Below are 19051 nucleotides of genomic sequence, written 5' to 3'. Positions count from 1 at the left end.
GGTCGCTCAGGACTGGCGGTCGCCGCGGTGGGTCAACGCGGCCGCGGTGTCCTTGACCGTGGAGATCGTGCGCTCCGGCGCCCGCAGCGACTTGAGCTTGCGGATGCCGAGCAGCGTGAAGACCGTCGCGACGAGCAGCATGAAGCCGAACACGATGGCGAAGGCCCCCGAGCGCACCATGCCGAGGTCGGCGATCAACTCGGCCAGCGCGAAGAAGAAGAAGAACGAGCTGTAGAGCACCACGGTCAGCGCGATGATGAAGAAGACGCTGCCCTTGATCCCCTTCTTCACCTCCTTGGCGACCTCGGACTTGGCCAGCTCGACCTCGGCCCGCACCAGGGTCGACAGGTGCGCGGTCGCGTCCTTGACCAGGTGCCCGATGGACTGCTCGCCCGCTGCCGCGATGGCGCGGTCGTCAGCGAGGGGGATCGAGGGGACTTGCGGCAGCCCCGAACCGTCTGCTTTTCCGTGCGCGCTGGTCACCTGCGTCATCGTGCCATGCTCGGTCATCGGAGGCCGGGCGGGCGGTACCCTCCGCGTTTCGCCGCCGCGCCCGTCCCCGACCGACCAGGAGCGCGGCGGCCAGCAGCGCGGCCACCGCGGACGCGACCAGCACCGCGGCCTTGGCCACCTCGGCGTCGGCCGGGTCGAGGGCGAGTTCGGCGATCAGCAGGCTGACGGTGAAGCCGACGCCACCGAGCATGGCGACCGCCACCAGGTCTCGTTTGCCCAGGTCAGCGGGGAGGGTGGCCAGCTTGAGGCGGACCGCGAGCAGCGCGGCGCCGGTGATGCCGACCAGCTTGCCGACCACGAGCCCGGCGAACACGGCCAGGACGACCTTGTCGCCGGTGAACTGCCGCAGGGCATCCCCACCGATCGAGACCCCGGCGGCGAAGAAGGCGAAGACCGGCACCGCGAGCCCTGCTGACCACGGCTGGAGCCGGTGCTCCAAGCGCAGTGCGGGCGCCTCTCTCTCGTAGGAGTCCTTCTTGACCCGTGTGAGCAACGCCAACGCGACACCGGCGATCGTCGCGTGGACCCCTGAGGAGTGGACCGCGACCCACACCGCGATCACGAGCGGCACATAGATCCATGCGGAAGTCACCCGGCGGTGCTGAAGGTAGGCATAGAGCCCCAGCAGCGCGGCAGCTACCGCTGCTGCGATGAGGTTGAGCCCGCTGGTGAACAAGACGGCGATGAGCAGGATCGCGCCGAGGTCATCCACTACCGCCAGGCTGAGCAGGAACACACGCGCGCTGCTGGGCATGCCTGACCCGGTTAGCGCCAACACACCCAGCGCGAACGCGATGTCCGTCGCCACCGGCACCGCCCACACGTCACCCGCGCGCGGATCACCCCAGGCGATCGCTAGCGCTACCAGGGCGGGGACGACCATCCCGCCGACGGCAGCGACAACGGGCAAGATCGCCGCCTTGAAGTCAGACAGCTCGCCCAGCACCAACTCGCGTTTGAGCTCCAAGCCCGCGACGAAGAAGAAGAGCGCCAGGAGCCCGTCCTTGGCCCACTCACCCGCGGTCAGGTTCAGGTGCAGGAAGTGCGGACCGAACTCGACATCACGCACCGCCGTGTACACACCGGACAGCGGCGAGTTGGCCAACACCAGGGCGGCAGCGGCCGCCACGAGCAGCACCACCCCGCCAACGGTCTCGGTCCGCAGGTAGCGGGCGAACTCGGTCAGCGCGGCGGGCGGCGATGGACGGCGGCGGTGCGACAAGGGCTGCTCCTAGGCATGGCTGGACCACTTGCCGACCAGACTTCCCGGCGCACCTGCCTCTCACTCTAGTGCTGCCCTAGCCCACGGTCACGCCGAACAGCACTCCCACGAAGTAGGTGACCACCATCGCCAGCACGCCCACTACGACGTTCCGCAAGACAGCGCGCCTAGCGACCGCCCCGCCCAACCTTGCGCTGACGTAGCCGGTCAGCACAAGGCCGACTACGACGGCCGCGATGCAGGTAAGCACCCGCGCGTCCACGGGCGGTAGGGCAATCGCGATCAGCGGGATGAGAGCGCCAACGGCGAACGAGAGGAACGACGCCCACGCGGCCTGCCACGGGCTGGTGAGGTTGTCCGGGTCGATCTGCAGCTCCGCCTCGGCGTGCGCGTGGAGGGCGTCCTTCACGGTCAGCTCGTGGGCCACCTGCGTCGCCAGCTCCGGGGACAGCCCCTTGTCCTCGTAGATCTCGGCGAGCTCGCGCTCCTCGGCCTCGGGCATCTCTCGCAGCTCGCGTTCCTCCTTACGCAACGCCGCCAGCTCGGTGTCGCGCTGGGTGCTGACCGACACGTACTCACCGCCCGCCATCGACAGCGCGCCTGCCACCAGCCCGGCCACCCCGGCAGCCATGATCACGGTCCGGTCGGCGGTCGCACCCGCCACGCCGACCACGAGCCCGGCGGTCGAGATGATGCCGTCGTTGGCGCCGAGCACCCCGGCCCGCAACCAGTTCAACCGGCCTGCCAGTCCGTTGTGGTGCGGCTCACCCTCGTGCGGGACGCGGCCGTCGCTCTCGGTGCTCACCCGGGCATTCTCCGCGCAACATGGGTGGTTCCACCAAGACCTGTCGGTGTGATGACCGAAGATTGTGGTGTGTCTGACTCGAACAAACCCATGCCGACCTGGCGTGCCATCGCGTTGATGTTCCGCGTCCCGCGCCGGGGCAGGGGGTTCTGGTTCAGTTTCGCCATCGACCTCATCTGGCCGTTGCTCGCCGTGGTCACCCGGTTGCGCTTCCGTGGCGGGGAAAAGCTACCCAAGTCCGGTGGCGTACTCCTGGCGTCGAACCACCTGTCGTTCGCCGACCCGGTAACCGTGACCGCGTTCTCCCTGGCTTCCGGGCGCATCCCGCGCTACCTGGCCAAGGCGAGCCTGTGGCGCATCCCGCTGGTCAAGCGGGTCCTCACGGGAGGCGGCCACATCCCCGTGGAGCGCGACACCGCGCAGGCCCGTCACGCCTACCTCGGCGCGGTAGAGGCGGTGAACAAGGGGGAGTGCGTGATGTTCTTCCCCGAGGCAGGGTTCTCCGACGACGAGAACCACTGGCCGTCGCGGAAGGTGAAGAACGGTGTGGCCCGAGTAGCGCTAGAGACGGGAGCGCCGGTCGTCCCGGTCGTGAACTGGGGGACTCACGCGCTCTTGCCCGCTACGGCCAAGTTCCCGAAGCTGTTCCCCCGCAAGACGATCGACATCGTCGCGGGTGACCCGGTAGACCTGTCCGACCTCAACGGGACAGATCGCGAGTCCATCAACGAGGCGACCAAGCGGATCATGCACGCCATCACCGAACTGCTGGCCACCCTGCGCGCCGAGACGCCCCCCACCCGGTAGGGCAGGGGGCGTCTCGGTGGGCGTGTCAGTCCTCGCTGGGGGCGGACTTCAACCCGGAGCTGATGAGGTCCATCACCGCCGAGTCGGCCAGCGTCGTGGTGTCGCCGATGGCCCGGTTCTCCGCCACGTCGCGCAGCAGCCTGCGCATGATCTTGCCGCTGCGGGTCTTGGGCAGCTCGTTGACGATCAGGACCTGCCGCGGCTTGGCGATCGGGCCGATCTCCGTGGCCACGTGGTCGCGCAGCGTCTTCACCGTGCTGTCGTCCGGCTTCGCCGAGCCGCGCAGGATGACGAACGCGACGATGCCCTGGCCGGTGGTCGGGTCGCTGGCGCCGACGACCGCGGCCTCGGCCACCGTCGGGTGCGACACCAGCGCCGACTCGACCTCGGTGGTGGAGATCCGGTGGCCGGAGACGTTCATCACGTCGTCGACCCGGCCGAGCAGCCAGATGTCGCCGTCCGCGTCGTACTTCGCGCCGTCACCGGCGAAGTAGAAGCCCAGGTCGGCGAACCGCGACCAGTAGGTGTCGCGGTAGCGCTCGTTGTCGCCCCAGATCCCGCGCAGCATCGACGGCCACGGCTGGTCGAGCACCAGGTAGCCGCCGCCACCCTTGGCGACCTCGACGCCCTGGTCGTCGACCACCTTCGCCGAGATGCCCGGCAGCGGCCGCTGCGCCGAGCCCGGCTTGGTGTGCGTCACCCCGGGCAGCGGGCTGATCATGATGGCGCCGGTCTCGGTCTGCCACCAGGTGTCCACGATCGGGGTGCGGTTGGCGCCGATGTTCTCCCGGTACCAGATCCACGCCTCCGGGTTGATCGGCTCGCCCACGCTGCCGAGCACCCGCAGGCTCGACAGGTCGTAGCCAGCCGGGATGTCCGCGCCCCACTTCATGAAAGTGCGGATCAGGGTCGGTGCCGTGTAGTAGATCGACACCTTGTGCTCTTGGATGATCTCCCAGTGTCGACCTTCGTGCGGGGTGTTCGGCGTACCCTCGTAGACGACCTGGGTCACGCCGTTGGACAGCGGACCGTAGACGATGTAGGAGTGCCCGGTGATCCAGCCGATGTCGGCGGTGCACCAGTACACGTCGGTCTCCGGCTTGAGATCGAAGACGGCGTGATGGGTGTAAGAGGCTTGGGTGAGGTAACCGCCCGAGGTGTGCAGGATTCCCTTGGGGTTCCCCGTTGTGCCGCTCGTGTACAGGATGAACAGCGGGTGCTCGGCGTCGAACGCCTGCGCCGCGTGCGTCTCCGGCTGTCGATCAACCAGGTCGTGCCACCACAGGTCGCGGCCCTCGGTCCAGCCGACGTCGCCACCGGTGCGGCGGACCACCAGCACGTGCTCGATGGACGGCGTGTGCGCGGTCGCCTCGTCGGTGTTGTCCTTCATCGGGGCGGGCGCGCCGCGCCGGTACTGCCCGTCGGAGGTGATCAGCAGCTTCGCCTGGGCGTCGTCGATGCGCGAGCGCAGCGCCGTCGAGGAGAAGCCGCCGAACACCACGCTGTGCACCAGGCCGAGCCGGGCGCAGGCCAGCATCGAGTAGATGGCCTCAGGGATCATCGGCAGCTGGATGGCGACCCGGTCACCCGGCTCGAGGCCGAGCTCGGCCAGCGCGTTGGCCGTCTTGCTGACCTCGCGCAGCAGGTCGGCGTAGGTGATCGCCCTGCTGTCGCCCGGCTCGCCAACCCAGTGGATGGCGACCTGGTCGCCCAGGCCCGCCTCGACGTGACGGTCGACACAGTTGGCCGCCACGTTGAGCTTGCCGCCGACGAACCACTTGGCGAACGGCGCGTCGTCCCAGTCGAGCACCCGCTCCCAGCGGGTGTCCCAGCTCAGCCGCTCGGCCTGCTCGGCCCAGAACGCCTCGCGGTCGTCGGCGCCCTGCTCGTAGGCCGCCGCCCCGACGTTGGCCGCCGCGCTGAACTCGTCGGTCGGGGCGAACACCCGGCTCTCCGTCGACAGGTTGTCCAGCGTCGGTGTCTGACCGGACTGCTCGGTCATGGACCTGACCTCCTCGGTGAATCTCCGGTTCCTCCGGCGGGCGCGGCCGGTTGTCGAGAGGAATCTAGTGCTCCTGGCGCCCGCCCGACAGTCCGACACCGCATAGGTATAGACCAGTGGGGCCCGGTTCGGAGTTCGGCCGATCGGTGGGTATCTGCTCCGTTCGGCTGTCCTCTTCCGATTCGGCGGAAAGTAGCCTGGTGGGGACGTACCGTGGTCGGCGGTGATCCAGGTAGGGAATGCCGAGAGGTCGACGTGGTGGGGGGATGATGGGTGGGCGTTCACCACTGGCTGCCCCGGAGTTCCGGGCGGTGCGGGTCGCCGACGCGATCCCGACCCCCGTGTCCGCCGCGCTGATCGCGCGAGCAGGACGGCGACCTCCGGCAACGGGGTCGACCACCCGGTGTGAGATGGGGCACGGGCAACCGCGGGTGCGGTTCGGGCCGCGGCCCCGGCCCGCCGCCAGGACCGCCGCCTTCGCCGGGGACGGTGTGGTGCTACCCGACCAGCGCGGGCACGCGGTGGTCGGGCTGTCACTGTTCGCAGCACCCGGAGCAGGTGGCACTTACCTCGCCGGGGCGGCCTGCGTCGAACTTCTCCCGGATCGGATCACCGGGCGCGCCACCGGGGCGGTCCGAACGGGCCTGCGTGCAGGGCAGGACCAGTCGGTGCTCGTCGGTGGCCGGTCCGCCGTGAACTCCCGGTCCCACTTCGCCGACCAGCACGCTTGCCGGTGTGGTCGCGACCATAGGCTGCGCGGTGGTGGGCTTCGCCTGGCGTCAGGGGAGAGCCTCGGTACCGAGAGGGGCGGTGGCATGGCTGGGGATCAGTACTCGCGGTTGCGCATCGCGGCTTCCTCCTCGAGGGGTCGGACTGCTGGGTCGACTCGAACTGCCGTGGCAGCAGTTCGGCTCAGTACTCGCGGTTCCGCACGGTGTTACCTCCCTCTCGGGTCCGGGGGGACCGAACGTACCCCGCCCGCCGCGGGTCACGTTCAGTGTCCCGTCTGTCGCAAAGGGGGACAATGCCCAGTCTGACAAGTCCCCAGGACACCCGCTTGTCCGGCATACCCCTACCGAGGCGGATAAGGGCCCTCGACCTCCTCGCCCACACGACGTCCTCCGGATTCACGTGGATCGTGGCGACCGAGGTGGCGATCTTCGCATGGGCGGTGGTCGGCGCGGTGTCGGCCGGATGGCCGGATTCCCTTTCACTGCGGCTGTTCGCGCTGCTCACGGCCTTCGCGATACTGCACATGGAGGCAACCCGACCGGCGGAAGAACGACGCAGGGCCGCGCATTTGTCGGGTGAGCACATCGACCACACGGGGGTATGGACCTGCGCGGGTGCGCTCGTGCTGCCGATTCCGCTGGTCGTGGCGCTCGTCCTGGTCATCCGAATCCGCCGGTACTTCATCGCGCGGAAACCGCCGGGACGTTATGTGTTCACGACTTTCGCCATCACCTCGTCCGCGCTGGCGGCCCAGGCCCTCGCCACGGCGACCCCACTGCACAACTGGGTGCGCGGCGCAAGGGTGGAGCCGAACGAGGTCCTAGCCGCTACGGCGGCGGTGGCGGCCGCGTTCGGTGTGTACTACCTCGCGCAGACAGTTGTCATCGGAATCGCCCGCGGTCTGCGTGGCGACTGGTCGTGGGTTTCGATCCTGGGACACCGCAAGGAGAACGCGGACCTGGCGATCACGCTCTGTCTCGGCCTGATCGCGGCATGGGGCGCAGGTGTCGCTTATGGCCTGCTGCTGGCAGCGCTATCGGTCGTCGTTGTCGGGTACACCCGGCACACCCAGCGCATCGAGCAGTTGGAGCTGGAGCGCGACCGGCTGGAGGTCGACGCGCTGCACGACCCGCTGACCGGCCTGGCCAACCAGCGCGGGTTCAACCCGGCCGCCGCCCTCGCCCTCGTCGCCGACCAGGCCCGCAGGCGCCCCACCGCGGTCATGATGTTCGACCTGGACCGGTTCAAGCAGGTCAACTCCCGGCTCGGGCACCTCGGCGCCAACGAGGTCCTCAAGGCCCTCGCGGGCGTCCTGCGCACCAGCGTCCGCCGCGACGACCTGGTCTGCCGCTGGGGCGGCGAGGAGTTCACGGTGCTCCTGCCCAGCACCTCCCGCGCCGACGCCTGGGCCATCGCCGAACGCATCAGGAGTGCGGTGGAGTCCATGGCGGTCGAACTGACCAAGGCCGCCGGTGGCCGTACCGAGCTGGTCGGCGACTTCACCATCTCCGGCGGGATAGCGCTGTCTCCCGAGCACGGCACAGACCTGGCGACGCTCCAGGAGTACGCGGACCAAGCCTTAGCCGAGGCCAAGGACAGTGGCCGAAACCAGATCAGACTGACCCCCGCGGTACCCCTACCCGGCCCGCGTTCGAACCGGGAACGCACCCTGGACCCGAGCTAGCACCTCGGTGACCCGCCGGTAATGTTCGCCAGGTGACCGACCCGCTGGCCCCGCTCCTCGACCTCCCCGGCGTCTCCGACGCCGTCGCGCGAGCCAGGGACGCCGTCGCCGAGGTCCACCGCCACCCCACCAACCGCCGCGGCTGGCCCGCCACCGCCGCCGAGGCATCCGTCCGCGCCGCCCGCGCCTCCGCCGTCCTCGACGGCGGCCCCGCCGACATCCCGCCGGACGGCGAGGTCATCGACCCCACCCTGGCAGGCGCCCTCCGCGTCGCCGAGGCCCTGGGGCCGCTGCTGCCCACCTGGGAACGCGCCCCCATGCAAGCCCTGGCCCGACTGCATGTCTTGGCTGCCGCCGACCTGACTGCGTCCGATGGCCTCGGCCGCCCTCGCGCAGGGCTGGGTGTCACTAGTCGCTTGGACCTGCTCGCGGGTCTTATTGCGGGCGGCACAAAGGTTCCTGGACCGGTTCTTGCCGCGATCGTCCATGGTGAGCTGTTGGCTCTGACTCCCTTTGGTACTGGAGACGGGGTTGTTGCTCGTGCCGCTGCTCGGTTGACTCTTATCAGCACGGGGTTGGACCCCAAGGGGCTCGCTGTTCCCGAGGTGGCGTTCCTACGCAATGTTGGCCGCTATCGGGAGCTTGCCGCCGGTTTCGCCTCTGGTGCGCCAGATGCCATTGCCGAGTGGATCACCTATAGCTGCGAGTCCCTAGAGGCGGGTGCTCGGGAAGCTGCGTCGATCGCTGATGCTGCAACGGCCTGAGCGCTTGGTTGTCCACAGGGTGCTGGCTCGCTCGGTGCGTGGTGTCGGTGGCTCTCGGTAAGCTGTATATCGGGGGGTGCTTTGGGCGGTTTGATCTTGAGCTGGGGAGATCCGGCTCGCGGTCTCGGCTGCGCCGTCGACGGTGAACGCCTCGCCTTCGGCATTGCGTGGGGGCGCGAGTTTTGAGCTTTGCTCGATGGGGCGAACTTGTTTTGTGCGGGGCCCCTACGGAACCCGTGGCAGGACCGCAAAGCAGGGGCCGAAGAGCATGGCCCTGTCCGCGAACGACGCTACGGGCACCGTCCCCCCACACAAAACAAGTCCGCCCCATCGAGCCAGCTTGGCACCAGCGGATCCGAGGAGCGGTTTCGGGCCAACGCCTGAGAGGGGCACGTTAGGGCCAACGTTGCAGAGGGCCGTGTGGCTGGCCAACGTCTGAGAGGGCGCTTCTTTGAGGAAGGCGAGCAGAAGCTTTCCTGTGGACAACCCGAGGCAGAAACTCAGAAAGCGTGCGCCCCCAACAACCCCAACGCTCGTCGCACGTGTCCACTCGACTCGGCTAACGCCCGAGCCGCATCCATCACGTCCACGCCGGACAGTAGGTGCACCATCGCTACCTTCAGGTCCCCGTGCGCCGCGAGCAATGCGGCCGAGCACTCCTGCTGCCCGGACCCCGTTGCCTCGCGCAGGATCCGGAGGCTTCGGCCGCGTAGCTTGGCGTTGGTCGCGCGCATGCTGACCATCAGGTTCGAGTACGTGCGCCCCATCTTCACCATCACCGCAGTGGAGAACGTGGTGAGTAAGATCTTCTGCGCGGTACCGGCCTTCATCCTGGTCGATCCGGAGATCGCCTCAGGCCCGGTGTCCACCGCGATCACCAGGTCGACGCCAGGGGCGCGGGCGGCGTCCGGGTTGTTCGAGACCAGGGCGGTGCTCGCGCCGATGCGGTGAGCCTCGGCTAGTGCCCCCAGCACATACGGGGTTCGCCCGGAAGCGGTGAGGCCGAGGACGAAGTCTCCGGGGCGCGCGTCACGGCGCATCTCGGCGGCGCCTTCGGACTCGTCGTCTTCCGCGCCTTCCACCGCTTCCCGTAGTGCGGAAGGTCCGCCCGCGTGGTGGACCAGGAACCATTCAGCGGGGACGTTGTAGGTCGGCGTTAGCTCTGCCGCGTCCAGGGTCGCGAGGCGGCCGGAGGTGCCCGCGCCGACGTAGTGAACGCGGTGGCCGGACTGCAGTGCCTCGGTCGCCATGTCGACGGCGCGGCTCAGGTGTGGGAGGGCGGCGGCGACGGCGGTGGGGACGAGTTGGTCTTCTGAGTTGATGGTGCGCAGGATGTCGAGCGTCGACATCCGGTCGATCTCCGTGGTGCGCGGGTTGCGCCGCTCGGTCGGGGAGTCCACATGGACCGACTGACGTGGCACGGTCATCCGAGTTCCCCCTCCCCGGCGCGGTTGGCCCGCGCACCAGGTCTCATTTCCCGTTCTCCCGCGGCTTGCGCCGCCCGTCGTGCCTCGTCTCCAGCCGGTGCGTGCCGACGGCGTCCCTGGTCGAGTCCAGTGCCTTGATCGACTGGTCCAGGTGCCGCTGCGCGACCCCGATGAACAGGCAGTCGACGACGGTGAGCTGCGCGATGCGGCTCGCGGTCGCCCCCGAGCGGAACGTGGTCTCCCGCGCGGCCGTGGTGAGCACCAGGTCGGCCACCTCGGCGATCGGGGACGTCGGGTAGTTCGTCAGCGCGACCGTGGTCGCCCCGTGCTCGCGGGCGGTGCGCAGCGCCTCGACGGTGTCGACGGTGGCCCCGGTGTGCGAGATCGCCACCGCGACGTCGCCTGGGCTCAGCACCGCGGCCGAGGTCAGCATGATGTGGGTGTCGTTCCAGGCGAAGCTCACCCGGCCGATCCGGTGCAGCTTCTGCTGCAGGTCGGCGGCGACGAACGCGCTGGCACCGACGCCGTAGACGTCGACCCGGCCCGCTGTCGCCACGGCGTCGACCACCTTGGCGAGTATTTCGATGTCGAGCTGTTCGGCTGTCTCCTCGACGGCGCGCGCGTCGGAGAAGGTGACCTTGCCGACGACGGTCTTCAGGTCGTCCTCTGGCGCGATCTCACCCCCGAGGTCGCGGTCGACGCGCGCGGCTGAGCGAGCCGTGTCGGCGGCAAGGGCGATCCGCAGCTCGGGGTAGCCCCCGACGCCGATCGCCTTGCAGAACCGGGTCACGGTGGTCTCGCTGGTGCCCGCGGCCTCGGCGACCTCGGTGATGCTGCGCCTGGCGACGGTGGACGGACTGTCGAGCACAACCTTGGCCACCCGCTGCTCCGCACGGGCTAGGCCGGGCAGGAGCGAGCGAATGCGGACCAACGGGCTTGACTCGCTGTGTTCTGCTGTCATTTGACTCGCACTCACGTGGGAAACTTACTAACAGTTATGGGGTAGTACAAGACGGTGCATGACATCTGGTGGCAACGCTACCCAAATGTGTCCGTACCGGTCGTCGCCCCTGGTGGGGGCTTGCCCACCGCATCGCTGGGCGAACGCGGATTGTTAGCATCCGAAGGTCAACGAGTTTTGGGCCCCCACCCGAGCGGGCGTATCAAGTGGGGTTGTTTCTCACCGTCGAGTAGGATTCGCCTACTGTCAGTGACGGTGATTCGATCAAGTGTCACCCCTCGGCCGCTATAGCGACTGTCCGTGACATAGCGCCAACGAACCGTCACGGGCGCCCCGACCGGCCCAATCGCGTGGACTGTCCACCAACTACGGTGCCCAGAACCGGACAAACCGGAGACTTCTTGCTCGGGGGCGCCCGGCCCGGACACCCGCAGCGGCAGCGCGCGCCACTCCCCGCCGTCCTCGAACTCGACCACGAGGCTGTCGCCCGCGTCCGTGTCGACGAATGCGGCGAAGCTCACCGAGACCGGACCGGTCGACCGCAGCGGCCCGGTGAGCAGCGTCGCGCCACCGGTCGCGGTGTACCAGGCCGTTGGACCCTGGCGCGGGCGCACGGCCAGCGCCCTGGCCAGCCCGGAGGCCAGCGCTTCCCGCGCCGAGTTGATCGAGCCGTTGGTGCGCACCGGGTGAACCCGGTTGGTCAGCAGGACCGCGATGGACCGCGACGCCGGGTCGAGCACGAGCGAGGTCCCGGTGAAGCCGGTGTGCCCGGCTGTCCTGGGGCCCGCCAAGCCGCCCATGTACCAGCGCTGGTCCAGCTCGAAGCCGAGGCCGTGGGCGTTACCGGGATAGGCGGCGTTGTGGTTGGTCAACATCTCCCGGACCGTGGCCTCACGCAGGATGCGCTTACCCCGGTAGGTGCCGCCGTTGAGGATCGTCTGCCCCAACACGGCCAGGTCTTCAGCGGTCGAGAACACCCCGGCGTGACCGGCTACCCCACCCAGCGACCACGCGTTCTCGTCGTGGACCTCGCCTCTGACCATCCCGCGTGCCGGTGTCGTTTGGTACTCCGTGGCCGCGATCCGGTCCCGCTTGCTGGCTGGTGGGTTGTAGCCGGTGTCGGTTAGACCCAACGGTGTAGTGATCCTCTTGGTGACCACGGAGTCCAGAGACTCTCCGCGTTGGCGCTCGACCAGCACGCCCAGGGTGATGAGGTTGAGGTCGGAGTAGGTGTAGACGCTGCCGGGCGGCGCAGACGGAGCGTGGTCCATGACGGCCTTGATCCGCGCTGCCTTGTCCGGATAGTCCCGCCAGAGAGGGATGAAGGGCTCTAGGCCGGAGGTGTGGGTAAGCAGATGCTTGACGGTGATGGTCGCCTTGCCGTTGACGCCGAACTCCGGCAGGTAGGTCGACACAGGCTTCTCGATGTCGACCTTCCCGTCCTCGACCAGGCCCAAGACGGCGATGGAGGTGAACAGCTTGGTCACCGACGCCACGTCGAAGATGGTGTCCACGCGCATCGGCACCTGCTGTTCAGCGGGAAGCTCGGTCGTCGCGTCCGCGTATCGCACGGCCTTACCGGTCGCGGTCCGGTCGACGATGACCCCGTCATGTGCCAGCAGAGTCACTGCCCCGGGGAAGAGGGGGCTGCCTGCGATGGTGGCCTTGGCCGCCTCTATCGGCGCCGGGTCGAGACCGACGGACTCAGGGCTACCTTCGCGCAGCACCGTCGTGGCAGCTGCGAAGCCGTTCACCGGCACGTCGAACCTGCCCGTTGGCCCTACGCCCGCCGTGACCGCCAAGACCGCCACCGCCGCTCCGAGTTGTACGAGCATCGCCCCACCCTTCACGGATACAGCAGGTAGGGCCTCCGCAGCTCCCGGAAGCCCGCTACCAGGTCAAGCCGTGGTCGTAGGGGTAGAGCGGCAATGTCGGGTCATTCCCCAGGTTGACGTCTACCGGCAGCTTCCCGCGCGGAGAGACCTCGCCGAACAGCACCCGGGTAAGCGACTCGAGCGAGACAGCACGCCAGGAGTAGGTCACCAGCCAGTTGGGCGCGTTGGCGAACCCAGGGTCGTAGGGCGCCTGCGTGGCGACGGCGACTACAGGCACACCGGAGCCCACTAGCCCTTCCACCAAAGAACGCTGCTCGGTGTTGCCTGCGAGGTTGTTGGTGAGAACCACTACGAGGTTGACACCCTTCGCAGCGGTCACCGCTTGAGCGACCGTCGCAACCGACGGTCGGGTACCGGTGGGCAACGCGTTCGCCGTCGACCCCCGTGCCCCGATAGCGGCGGCCAGGGTGTTGGGGGAGTTGTCCGCGTTCGTCGGATCGCCCACCCCGGTCACCAGGACCCGCCCGGGCGTCGTGCGCAGCGGCAGTGTGCCGTCGTTCGCCAGAACCGTGACGGTCCGGTCGGTCAACCGCTGTATCGCGGCCTTGTGCTGGGGGGCGCCGACGAGCCGACCGACCGTGCGTTCGTCTACCAGCGGTTGCGTCAAGATCCCACGCTTCCACTTCAGCGCAAGGATTCGCCGCACGCTCTCGTCGATCCGGCGCTCGGTAAGCCTGCCTGAACGGACTGCACTGATCACGGACTCTTGTGCCAACGCGAGGTCGGGCGGCATGAGCAACTGGTCAACACCGGCCTCTAACGCCAAGACCGGGATCTCGGCGTCACCGAACATCTCGCGGACCCCTTGCATCGCCAACGAATCCGTGACCACCACGCCGGTGAAGCCCAACTCCTGCCGCAGCAGCCCCGTGATGATCGGGCGCGACACCGTGGCGGGCACCCCGGTCGGGTCGAGGCTCGGGAACTGGATGTGTGCCGTCATGATCGAGTCGACCCCGGCGTCGACCGCGGCCCGGAACGGCGGCAGGTCCACCGCCCGCCACTGCTCGGCGGTCCTGGTGATCGCGGGCAGCCCGGTGTGGCTGTCGGTCGCGGCGTCGCCGTGGCCGGGGAAGTGTTTCGCCGAGGCCGAGACGGTGTCCGACGGCTTGCCGCTCGCCTGGTACCCGCGCACCTCCGCGGTGACCATGTCCGAGACCAGGTCCGGGTGCGCGGAGAACGCGCGGGCACCGATCACCGGGTTGCGCGGGTTGGAGTTCACGTCCGCGACCGGGGCGAAGTTCTGGTTGATGCCCATCGCGCGCAGTTCGTTGCCGTTGACGCTGGCCAACGTCCGCGCGTCGGCAGCACTACGTCCCGCCCCTAGCGCCATCGCGCTGGGGTACTCGGTAGCGGGAGCGGGCACCCTGGTGACGTTGCCGCCCTCTTGGTCGATGGCGACAACCAGCGGCAGGTTCGGAGCGGAGTTGAGCGCGGCGCGCTGCAGGCCGTTGGAGAAGGCGGCGAGCTGGGCCGGGCTGTCGACGTTGTCCGTACCGGCGTTGTTGAAGTAGATGACGCCACCGACCTGGTAGTGCCGCACCACCTCGGCAGGGGTGTCCACGCCGTAGCGCTCCCGGTTGGTGGGATGGGCCTCCGCGGCCGACTTCCCCCACACGGTGGCCACGAACAGTTGGCCCACCTTCTGCTCCAGCGGCATCCGGTGCAGCCGGGCATCGATCCAGGTGTGCATGACCGCATCCTGGCTCAGCGGCGGCCCCGGCCTGGTCAACGCGCCGTCGTCCGGGCCTGCGGTGGCGGGGGTGATGAGCAGGGGGACTGCCACAGCGGTGGCGACGCAGGCGCACGCGGCGACCAGGGCGGTGAACGACCAGCGGACGGCGCGGGTGGGCACTGCGGACTCCCATGCTGTGAGTTCTTCACCACAAGTGGAGCTATCACGGTGAAGTTACCCAGTGCCGGGAGCGGTGGTCAACGCGGGGAAACGATTTGGGCGGTCCCGCTCCGAAGAGCAGGACCGCCCAAAGTCGCGGCGCGAATCACTCGGGTTACCAAGCGTGCAACTGAAGTCGTACCTACCTGGCCTCGGCGTCCGGCGTCCCGGTACGCAGTCCCTTGACGACATGCCTCCCGCGGCGTGCTGCGCGTGGGTGCTCCGGTGTTCGCGCACGGAGCCCGCTCGGGGTGGATCGGAGCTTCTCTTCGCTCCGTCCCTGGCCGACTCGGGGTCCGCATCACCTTTCTACCCAGTGGCGAAGGTCACTTCAAGGGCACTTTCGTGTGCACCGGTCAAGGTCTGCGAAAGCGTCGACCGCGACTGCCCGTGAGCGTAGGCTCCCCTGCCCACCCGGGAGAGATCCCTTGTCCGAGGCGGGAACCGGTCATCTCCTTCGACGGCGGTGCAGTCCGTACCACGCGGCGCCCGCAGTGGCCACGGCGCCGAGCCCGATGGCGGTCACCGCGACGGTCGTGCCCGACGGCGCGTGGAACCGCGACCGCAGCGACACCGGCTTGGTGAACGTCAGCACCGGCCACTCCCGCTCGGCGGCCACCTTGCGCAGCCCCCGGTCCGGGTTGACCACCGACGGCTTGCCGACCGCCTCCAGCATCGGCAGGTCGGTGCTGGAATCGGAGTAGGCGTGGCTCGCCGCGAGGTCGTAGCCCAACTCGTCGGCCAGGTCCCGGATCGCGGTCGCCTTGTTCGGGCCGTAGCAGTAGAAGTCGATCTCACCGGTGTAGCGGCCGTCCACGGCGACCATCCGGGTGCCCACGCTGTGCGTCGCGCCGATCATCGCCGCGATCGGGGTCACGATCTCCTCGCCAGAGGCCGACACCACCACCACGTCGTGCCCGTCAGCCTTGTGCGCGGCCACCAGTTCGGCCGCCTCGGCGTACACCAACGGGTCGACGATGTCGTGCAGCGTCTCCTCCACGATGGACCGCACCTGCTCGACGTCCCAGCCCGCGCACAACGCCGTCAGGTGCGCGCGCATCCGCTCGACCTGGTCGGCGTCCGCGCCGGACGAGGCGAAGACGAACTGCGCGTAGGCGCTCTTGAGCACCCCGCGCCGGTTGATCAACCCGCCCTGGAAGAACGGCCTGCTGAACGCCAGCGCGCTCGACTTGGCGATCACCGTCTTGTCGAGGTCGAAGAAGGCCGCCACCCGACCGGGCGCGGGCGGGAGCGCCGCGGAGTCGTTCACCGGGTCAGCATAGGAGCCGCTGTCATGTGGCCGGTTGCCCTGATGTCCGCCGATGCCGTGGGAAGCGCACGTGGACGGTGGTCTGCGTGCCGCCGTCCGGCCCCGCACAGCTGCCTGGGGGCGCCGCGTTCGAACTCGGCAGGGTGTCTTCTGCCGTATGTGGCCATCGAACGCCGTGGAGGGGATACAGTATGGCTACCCGGCCATAGAGCCGGGCCGGTTCAGTCCGACCCCCCGGGGCTGAACCCGCTGACGACCCCCGCCCCTCCCCCCTGGCGGGGGTCGTCCCATATCCGGAGCAGGGCAGCCCCCTCCAGCTTGCCCTAGTCCACCGACACTCCGCCGTCCCGATCCGCTCGCGGACCCCCGAGTTGTCCACATCCCCCCGAGTTGTCCCCAGCCTGACCAGGTCTCCTTCCGCCGTTGCCAGTTTCACCAGATTCTGGTCACAGCACCGGCGAACGACGAAGGAGGAGCCGTGCACCGACCCACCGCGTGGCTGCGGGACGAGTCCCTGACCGAGCACGTGCTGCGGCTGTGCGCCGCGGCCGGAACCGAGCCGCACCGCGCTGATCAGCTGTCCGACGTGCGCGCCAGGTGGCCGAGCGCGCCCCTGGTCCTGCTCGACGACCCCGCGGCCGCCGCCTGCGCCGATGCGGGATTGCCGCGCAGGAAAGGGGTCGTGCTCGTCGTCGCGGGCACCCCGCCGCCCGGCAGCTGGGAGCGCGCCGTGCGGTTGGGCGCCGAGCAGGTCGTCTCGCTGCCCGAGGACGAACCCTGGTTGGCCGCCGCCCTCGCGGATGTCACCGAGGCCCCGGCGGGCACGGCGGGCCGGGTCCTGGCGGTCATCGGTGGCACCGGCGGGGCGGGTGCCTCGGTGTTCGCCACTGCGGTAGCGCTCACGGCGGTCCGCTCGGGGACGAACGCGCTGCTCGTCGACTGCGACCCGATGGGCGGCGGCCTCGACCTGGTGCTCGGCGCGGAGGACGAACCGGGGTTGCGCTGGCCGGACGTCCGCCTGCGCACCGGTCGGGTGCCGGTGTCCAGTCTGCACTCGTCCTTGCCCGGCCGGACGAAGGGCAGGTTCCGGCTGACGCTGCTCTCCGGTGCCAGGGAGGGCGATGGCCCGTCGCCGGACGCGGTGGTCGCCGTAATGGAAGCGGGCACGCGCGCGGGGGAGACGGTGGTGTGCGACCTGCCCCGCACCCCGGATCCGACGAGCCGGGTCGCTCTTGATCGTGCCGACCTGACGGTTCTGATCGTGCCCGCCGAACTCCGGGCAGCAGCCGCGACGAGACGGCTGGCCACTTACCTTGCCTCCCAGGGGATCCGACCGTCCCTGGTTGTTCGGGACGCACCGCACCTGCGACCACCGGACATCGCCAAGGCGGTAGACCTACCGCTGCTGGCTTCCTACCGGCGCGATCCTGCGCTCCCTGCCCGGCTCGACGAAGGCAGCTTTCCCTTGCGGGGCTCGCTCTCCCGGGCCAGCAAGGCAGTCCTGCACGCCCTCGAAACGGTGCCCAGCCATGTCCGGTGACCTGATCGACCGGGTGCGGCGGCGGCTGGTGGGTGGCGGAGCCGAGGTGTCGCCTGCCCTGGTGGCCGACGCGGTGCGGGCCGAGGTGGGGGTGGTCGGCGACCGCGACGTGCTGTCCGCGCTGACGTTGCTGCGCCAGGAGTTCGTCGGCGCCGGACCGCTGGAGCCGTTGCTGCGGGACTGCGGCACGACCGATGTCCTGGTCACCGCGCCGGACCAGGTGTGGGTCGACGGGCCGTCAGGGCTGCGTCGGAGCGATGTCCGCTTCCCCGACGAGGACACCGTCCGCAGGCTGGCCCAACGCCTGGCGTTGGCGGCGGGCAGGCGGCTGGACGACGCCCAGCCCTATGTGGACGGTTGGCTGCCGGGCGGCCAGGTGCGGCTGCACGCCGTCCTGCCCCCGGTCGCCGAACACACCTGCCTGTCGCTGCGCGTCCTGCGCCCGGCCAACCACCGCCTGGCCGACCTGCGCGCCCTGGGCACGGTCGACGCCGAGGTCCACGACCTGCTCACCGCGGTCATCACCGCCCGCCTCGCGTTCCTCGTCACCGGCGGCACCGGCGCGGGCAAGTCCACCCTGCTGGCCGCCATGCTCGGTGTCGTCCCGCCGCACGAACGCGTCATCTGCGTGGAGGACGCGGGCGAACTCCACCCCGACCACCCCCAGTTCGTCCGCCTGGTGGCCCGCCCGCCCAACATCGAGGGCGCAGGCGAGGTCACCCTGCGCGACCTGATCCGCCAGGGCCTGCGCATGCGCCCCGACCGCATCGTCGTCGGTGAGGTCAGGGGCCCGGAGGTGATCGATCTCCTCACCTCGCTCAACACCGGCCACGACGGCGGCGCGGGCACCGTCCACGCCAACTCCCCGCAAGAACTCCCCGCCCGCTTGGAGGCCCTGGCCGCGCTGGGTGGCCTCGACCGAACCGCCCTGCACCCTCAACTCACCGCCGCCATCCACCTGGTCCTCCACATGCGCCGCACCCCCACGCCGACCCTCACCGAGATCGCCGTCCTCACCGCCACTCCCACCGGCCCCGCCACCCACACCGCCTACAAGGACGGCACCTGGACAGCCCACCGCCCCCTGCTCGCCACCCTGCTCACCGCCCGAGGTGTCCCGTGGTCATGACCTCTGTTCGCCGACCAGCCCTCTGCCCAGCCAACGAACTCCGCCGACATCCTTTTAGCCCCACCAGGTGTGAGCTGCCGCGGGGATCCACGTCGCACCAACTCGTCGTGCGGTTTGCGTCGGGTGGCCGGTCGCCGTGCTCGAACGGCATCGTCCGCTTGACTGAGGAGCGGGCGGGCGTGAGTTCGCGGCGCTCTGCGTCTGAGCCGCCTCTCGGTGGTGGCCATCCGTTTCGCGGCAACTCGTGGCCGCAAAGGCGAGCTACGGGAGGGGCGCTGATCAGCCTGCTCGCGTCTCCCTCGTCCCGCCCGGGCGCCACTGCCGTTGTACGTCGGGCGCTGTGTCGAACGTGGGCCGGAGTTCGTGATCGATCGGGCCGCCGCGCGGGCGATGGAGGGTGCGTGGT

The 19051-nt window shown here is 69.5% G+C and carries 14 protein-coding genes; 5 read left to right on the top strand and 9 right to left on the bottom strand.

Annotation, left to right across the window (positions count from 1 at the left end; all coding sequences use genetic code 11):
• Positions 1–6 precede the first annotated feature (6 nt).
• The 3 genes from CLV68_RS01935 to CLV68_RS01925 form a co-directional block, all read right to left on the bottom strand.
• Positions 7–492 (bottom strand): phage holin family protein, encoded by a 486-nt coding sequence (locus CLV68_RS01935; RefSeq protein ID WP_121388905.1) that lies wholly within the window; start codon positions 490–492, stop codon positions 7–9.
• Positions 416–1735 (bottom strand): Na+/H+ antiporter NhaA, encoded by a 1320-nt coding sequence (nhaA, locus tag CLV68_RS01930; RefSeq protein WP_121388904.1) that lies wholly within the window; start codon positions 1733–1735, stop codon positions 416–418. The genes CLV68_RS01935 and nhaA overlap by 77 nt, the downstream gene beginning before the upstream one ends.
• A 76-nt stretch (positions 1736–1811) precedes the next feature.
• Complete coding sequence (locus CLV68_RS01925; protein WP_121388903.1) at positions 1812–2540, bottom strand: VIT1/CCC1 transporter family protein; 729 nt, start codon at positions 2538–2540, stop codon at positions 1812–1814.
• A gap of 69 nt (positions 2541–2609) precedes the next feature.
• On the opposite strand from CLV68_RS01925, the gene CLV68_RS01920 reads away from it, so the two are divergent.
• Positions 2610–3347 carry a lysophospholipid acyltransferase family protein gene (locus tag CLV68_RS01920; RefSeq protein WP_425454810.1) on the top strand — a complete coding sequence of 246 codons (738 nt, stop codon included), beginning with the start codon at positions 2610–2612 and terminating at the stop codon, positions 3345–3347.
• 25 nt (positions 3348–3372) lie between these two features.
• On the opposite strand, the gene acs is transcribed toward CLV68_RS01920, so the two are convergent.
• A complete protein-coding gene (acs, locus tag CLV68_RS01915) occupies positions 3373–5349 on the bottom strand; it encodes an acetate--CoA ligase (RefSeq protein WP_121388901.1) in 1977 nt (658 codons plus the stop codon).
• A gap of 1057 nt (positions 5350–6406) precedes the next feature.
• Here acs and CLV68_RS01910 point away from each other — a divergent pair.
• Positions 6407–7765 carry a GGDEF domain-containing protein gene (locus CLV68_RS01910; RefSeq protein WP_170224034.1) on the top strand — a complete coding sequence of 453 codons (1359 nt, stop codon included), beginning with the start codon at positions 6407–6409 and terminating at the stop codon, positions 7763–7765.
• A gap of 32 nt (positions 7766–7797) precedes the next feature.
• Complete coding sequence (locus CLV68_RS01905) at positions 7798–8529, top strand: Fic family protein (RefSeq protein ID WP_121388899.1); 732 nt, start codon at positions 7798–7800, stop codon at positions 8527–8529.
• Between the two features lie 500 nt (positions 8530–9029).
• Here CLV68_RS01905 and CLV68_RS01900 read toward each other — a convergent pair whose 3' ends face one another.
• The 5 genes from CLV68_RS01900 to CLV68_RS01880 form a co-directional block, all read right to left on the bottom strand.
• On the bottom strand, positions 9030–9956 hold the full coding sequence (locus CLV68_RS01900) for an N-acetylmuramic acid 6-phosphate etherase (protein WP_092779212.1): 927 nt from the start codon (positions 9954–9956) through the stop codon (positions 9030–9032).
• A gap of 43 nt (positions 9957–9999) precedes the next feature.
• The gene (locus CLV68_RS01895; RefSeq protein ID WP_121388898.1) at positions 10000–10917 is read right to left on the bottom strand and encodes a MurR/RpiR family transcriptional regulator; all 918 of its coding nucleotides are present in this window, start codon (positions 10915–10917) and stop codon (positions 10000–10002) included.
• Between the two features lie 167 nt (positions 10918–11084).
• A complete protein-coding gene (locus CLV68_RS01890) occupies positions 11085–12752 on the bottom strand; it encodes a serine hydrolase domain-containing protein (RefSeq protein WP_121388897.1) in 1668 nt (555 codons plus the stop codon).
• Positions 12753–12807: 55 nt separating this feature from the next.
• On the bottom strand, positions 12808–14667 hold the full coding sequence (locus CLV68_RS01885; RefSeq protein ID WP_425454809.1) for a glycoside hydrolase family 3 protein: 1860 nt from the start codon (positions 14665–14667) through the stop codon (positions 12808–12810).
• 487 nt (positions 14668–15154) lie between these two features.
• Positions 15155–15976, bottom strand: coding sequence for an HAD-IB family hydrolase (locus tag CLV68_RS01880; protein ID WP_121388896.1), 822 nt, complete (start codon positions 15974–15976; stop codon positions 15155–15157).
• A 478-nt stretch (positions 15977–16454) separates the two neighbouring features.
• Here CLV68_RS01880 and ssd point away from each other — a divergent pair, with 478 nt between their 5' ends.
• Positions 16455–17516 carry a septum site-determining protein Ssd gene (gene ssd / locus CLV68_RS01875; RefSeq protein ID WP_121388895.1) on the top strand — a complete coding sequence of 354 codons (1062 nt, stop codon included), beginning with the start codon at positions 16455–16457 and terminating at the stop codon, positions 17514–17516.
• A complete protein-coding gene (locus tag CLV68_RS01870; protein WP_121388894.1) occupies positions 17506–18645 on the top strand; it encodes a TadA family conjugal transfer-associated ATPase in 1140 nt (379 codons plus the stop codon). The genes ssd and CLV68_RS01870 overlap by 11 nt, the downstream gene beginning before the upstream one ends.
• Positions 18646–19051: the final 406 nt, after the last annotated feature.

The sequence above is a fragment of the Actinokineospora cianjurensis genome (assembly GCF_003663795.1).
Taxonomy (GTDB): domain Bacteria; phylum Actinomycetota; class Actinomycetes; order Mycobacteriales; family Pseudonocardiaceae; genus Actinokineospora; species Actinokineospora terrae.
The sequence above is the reverse complement of the archived record's forward strand: the minus strand, read 5'-3'. Positions and strand labels throughout refer to the sequence as shown.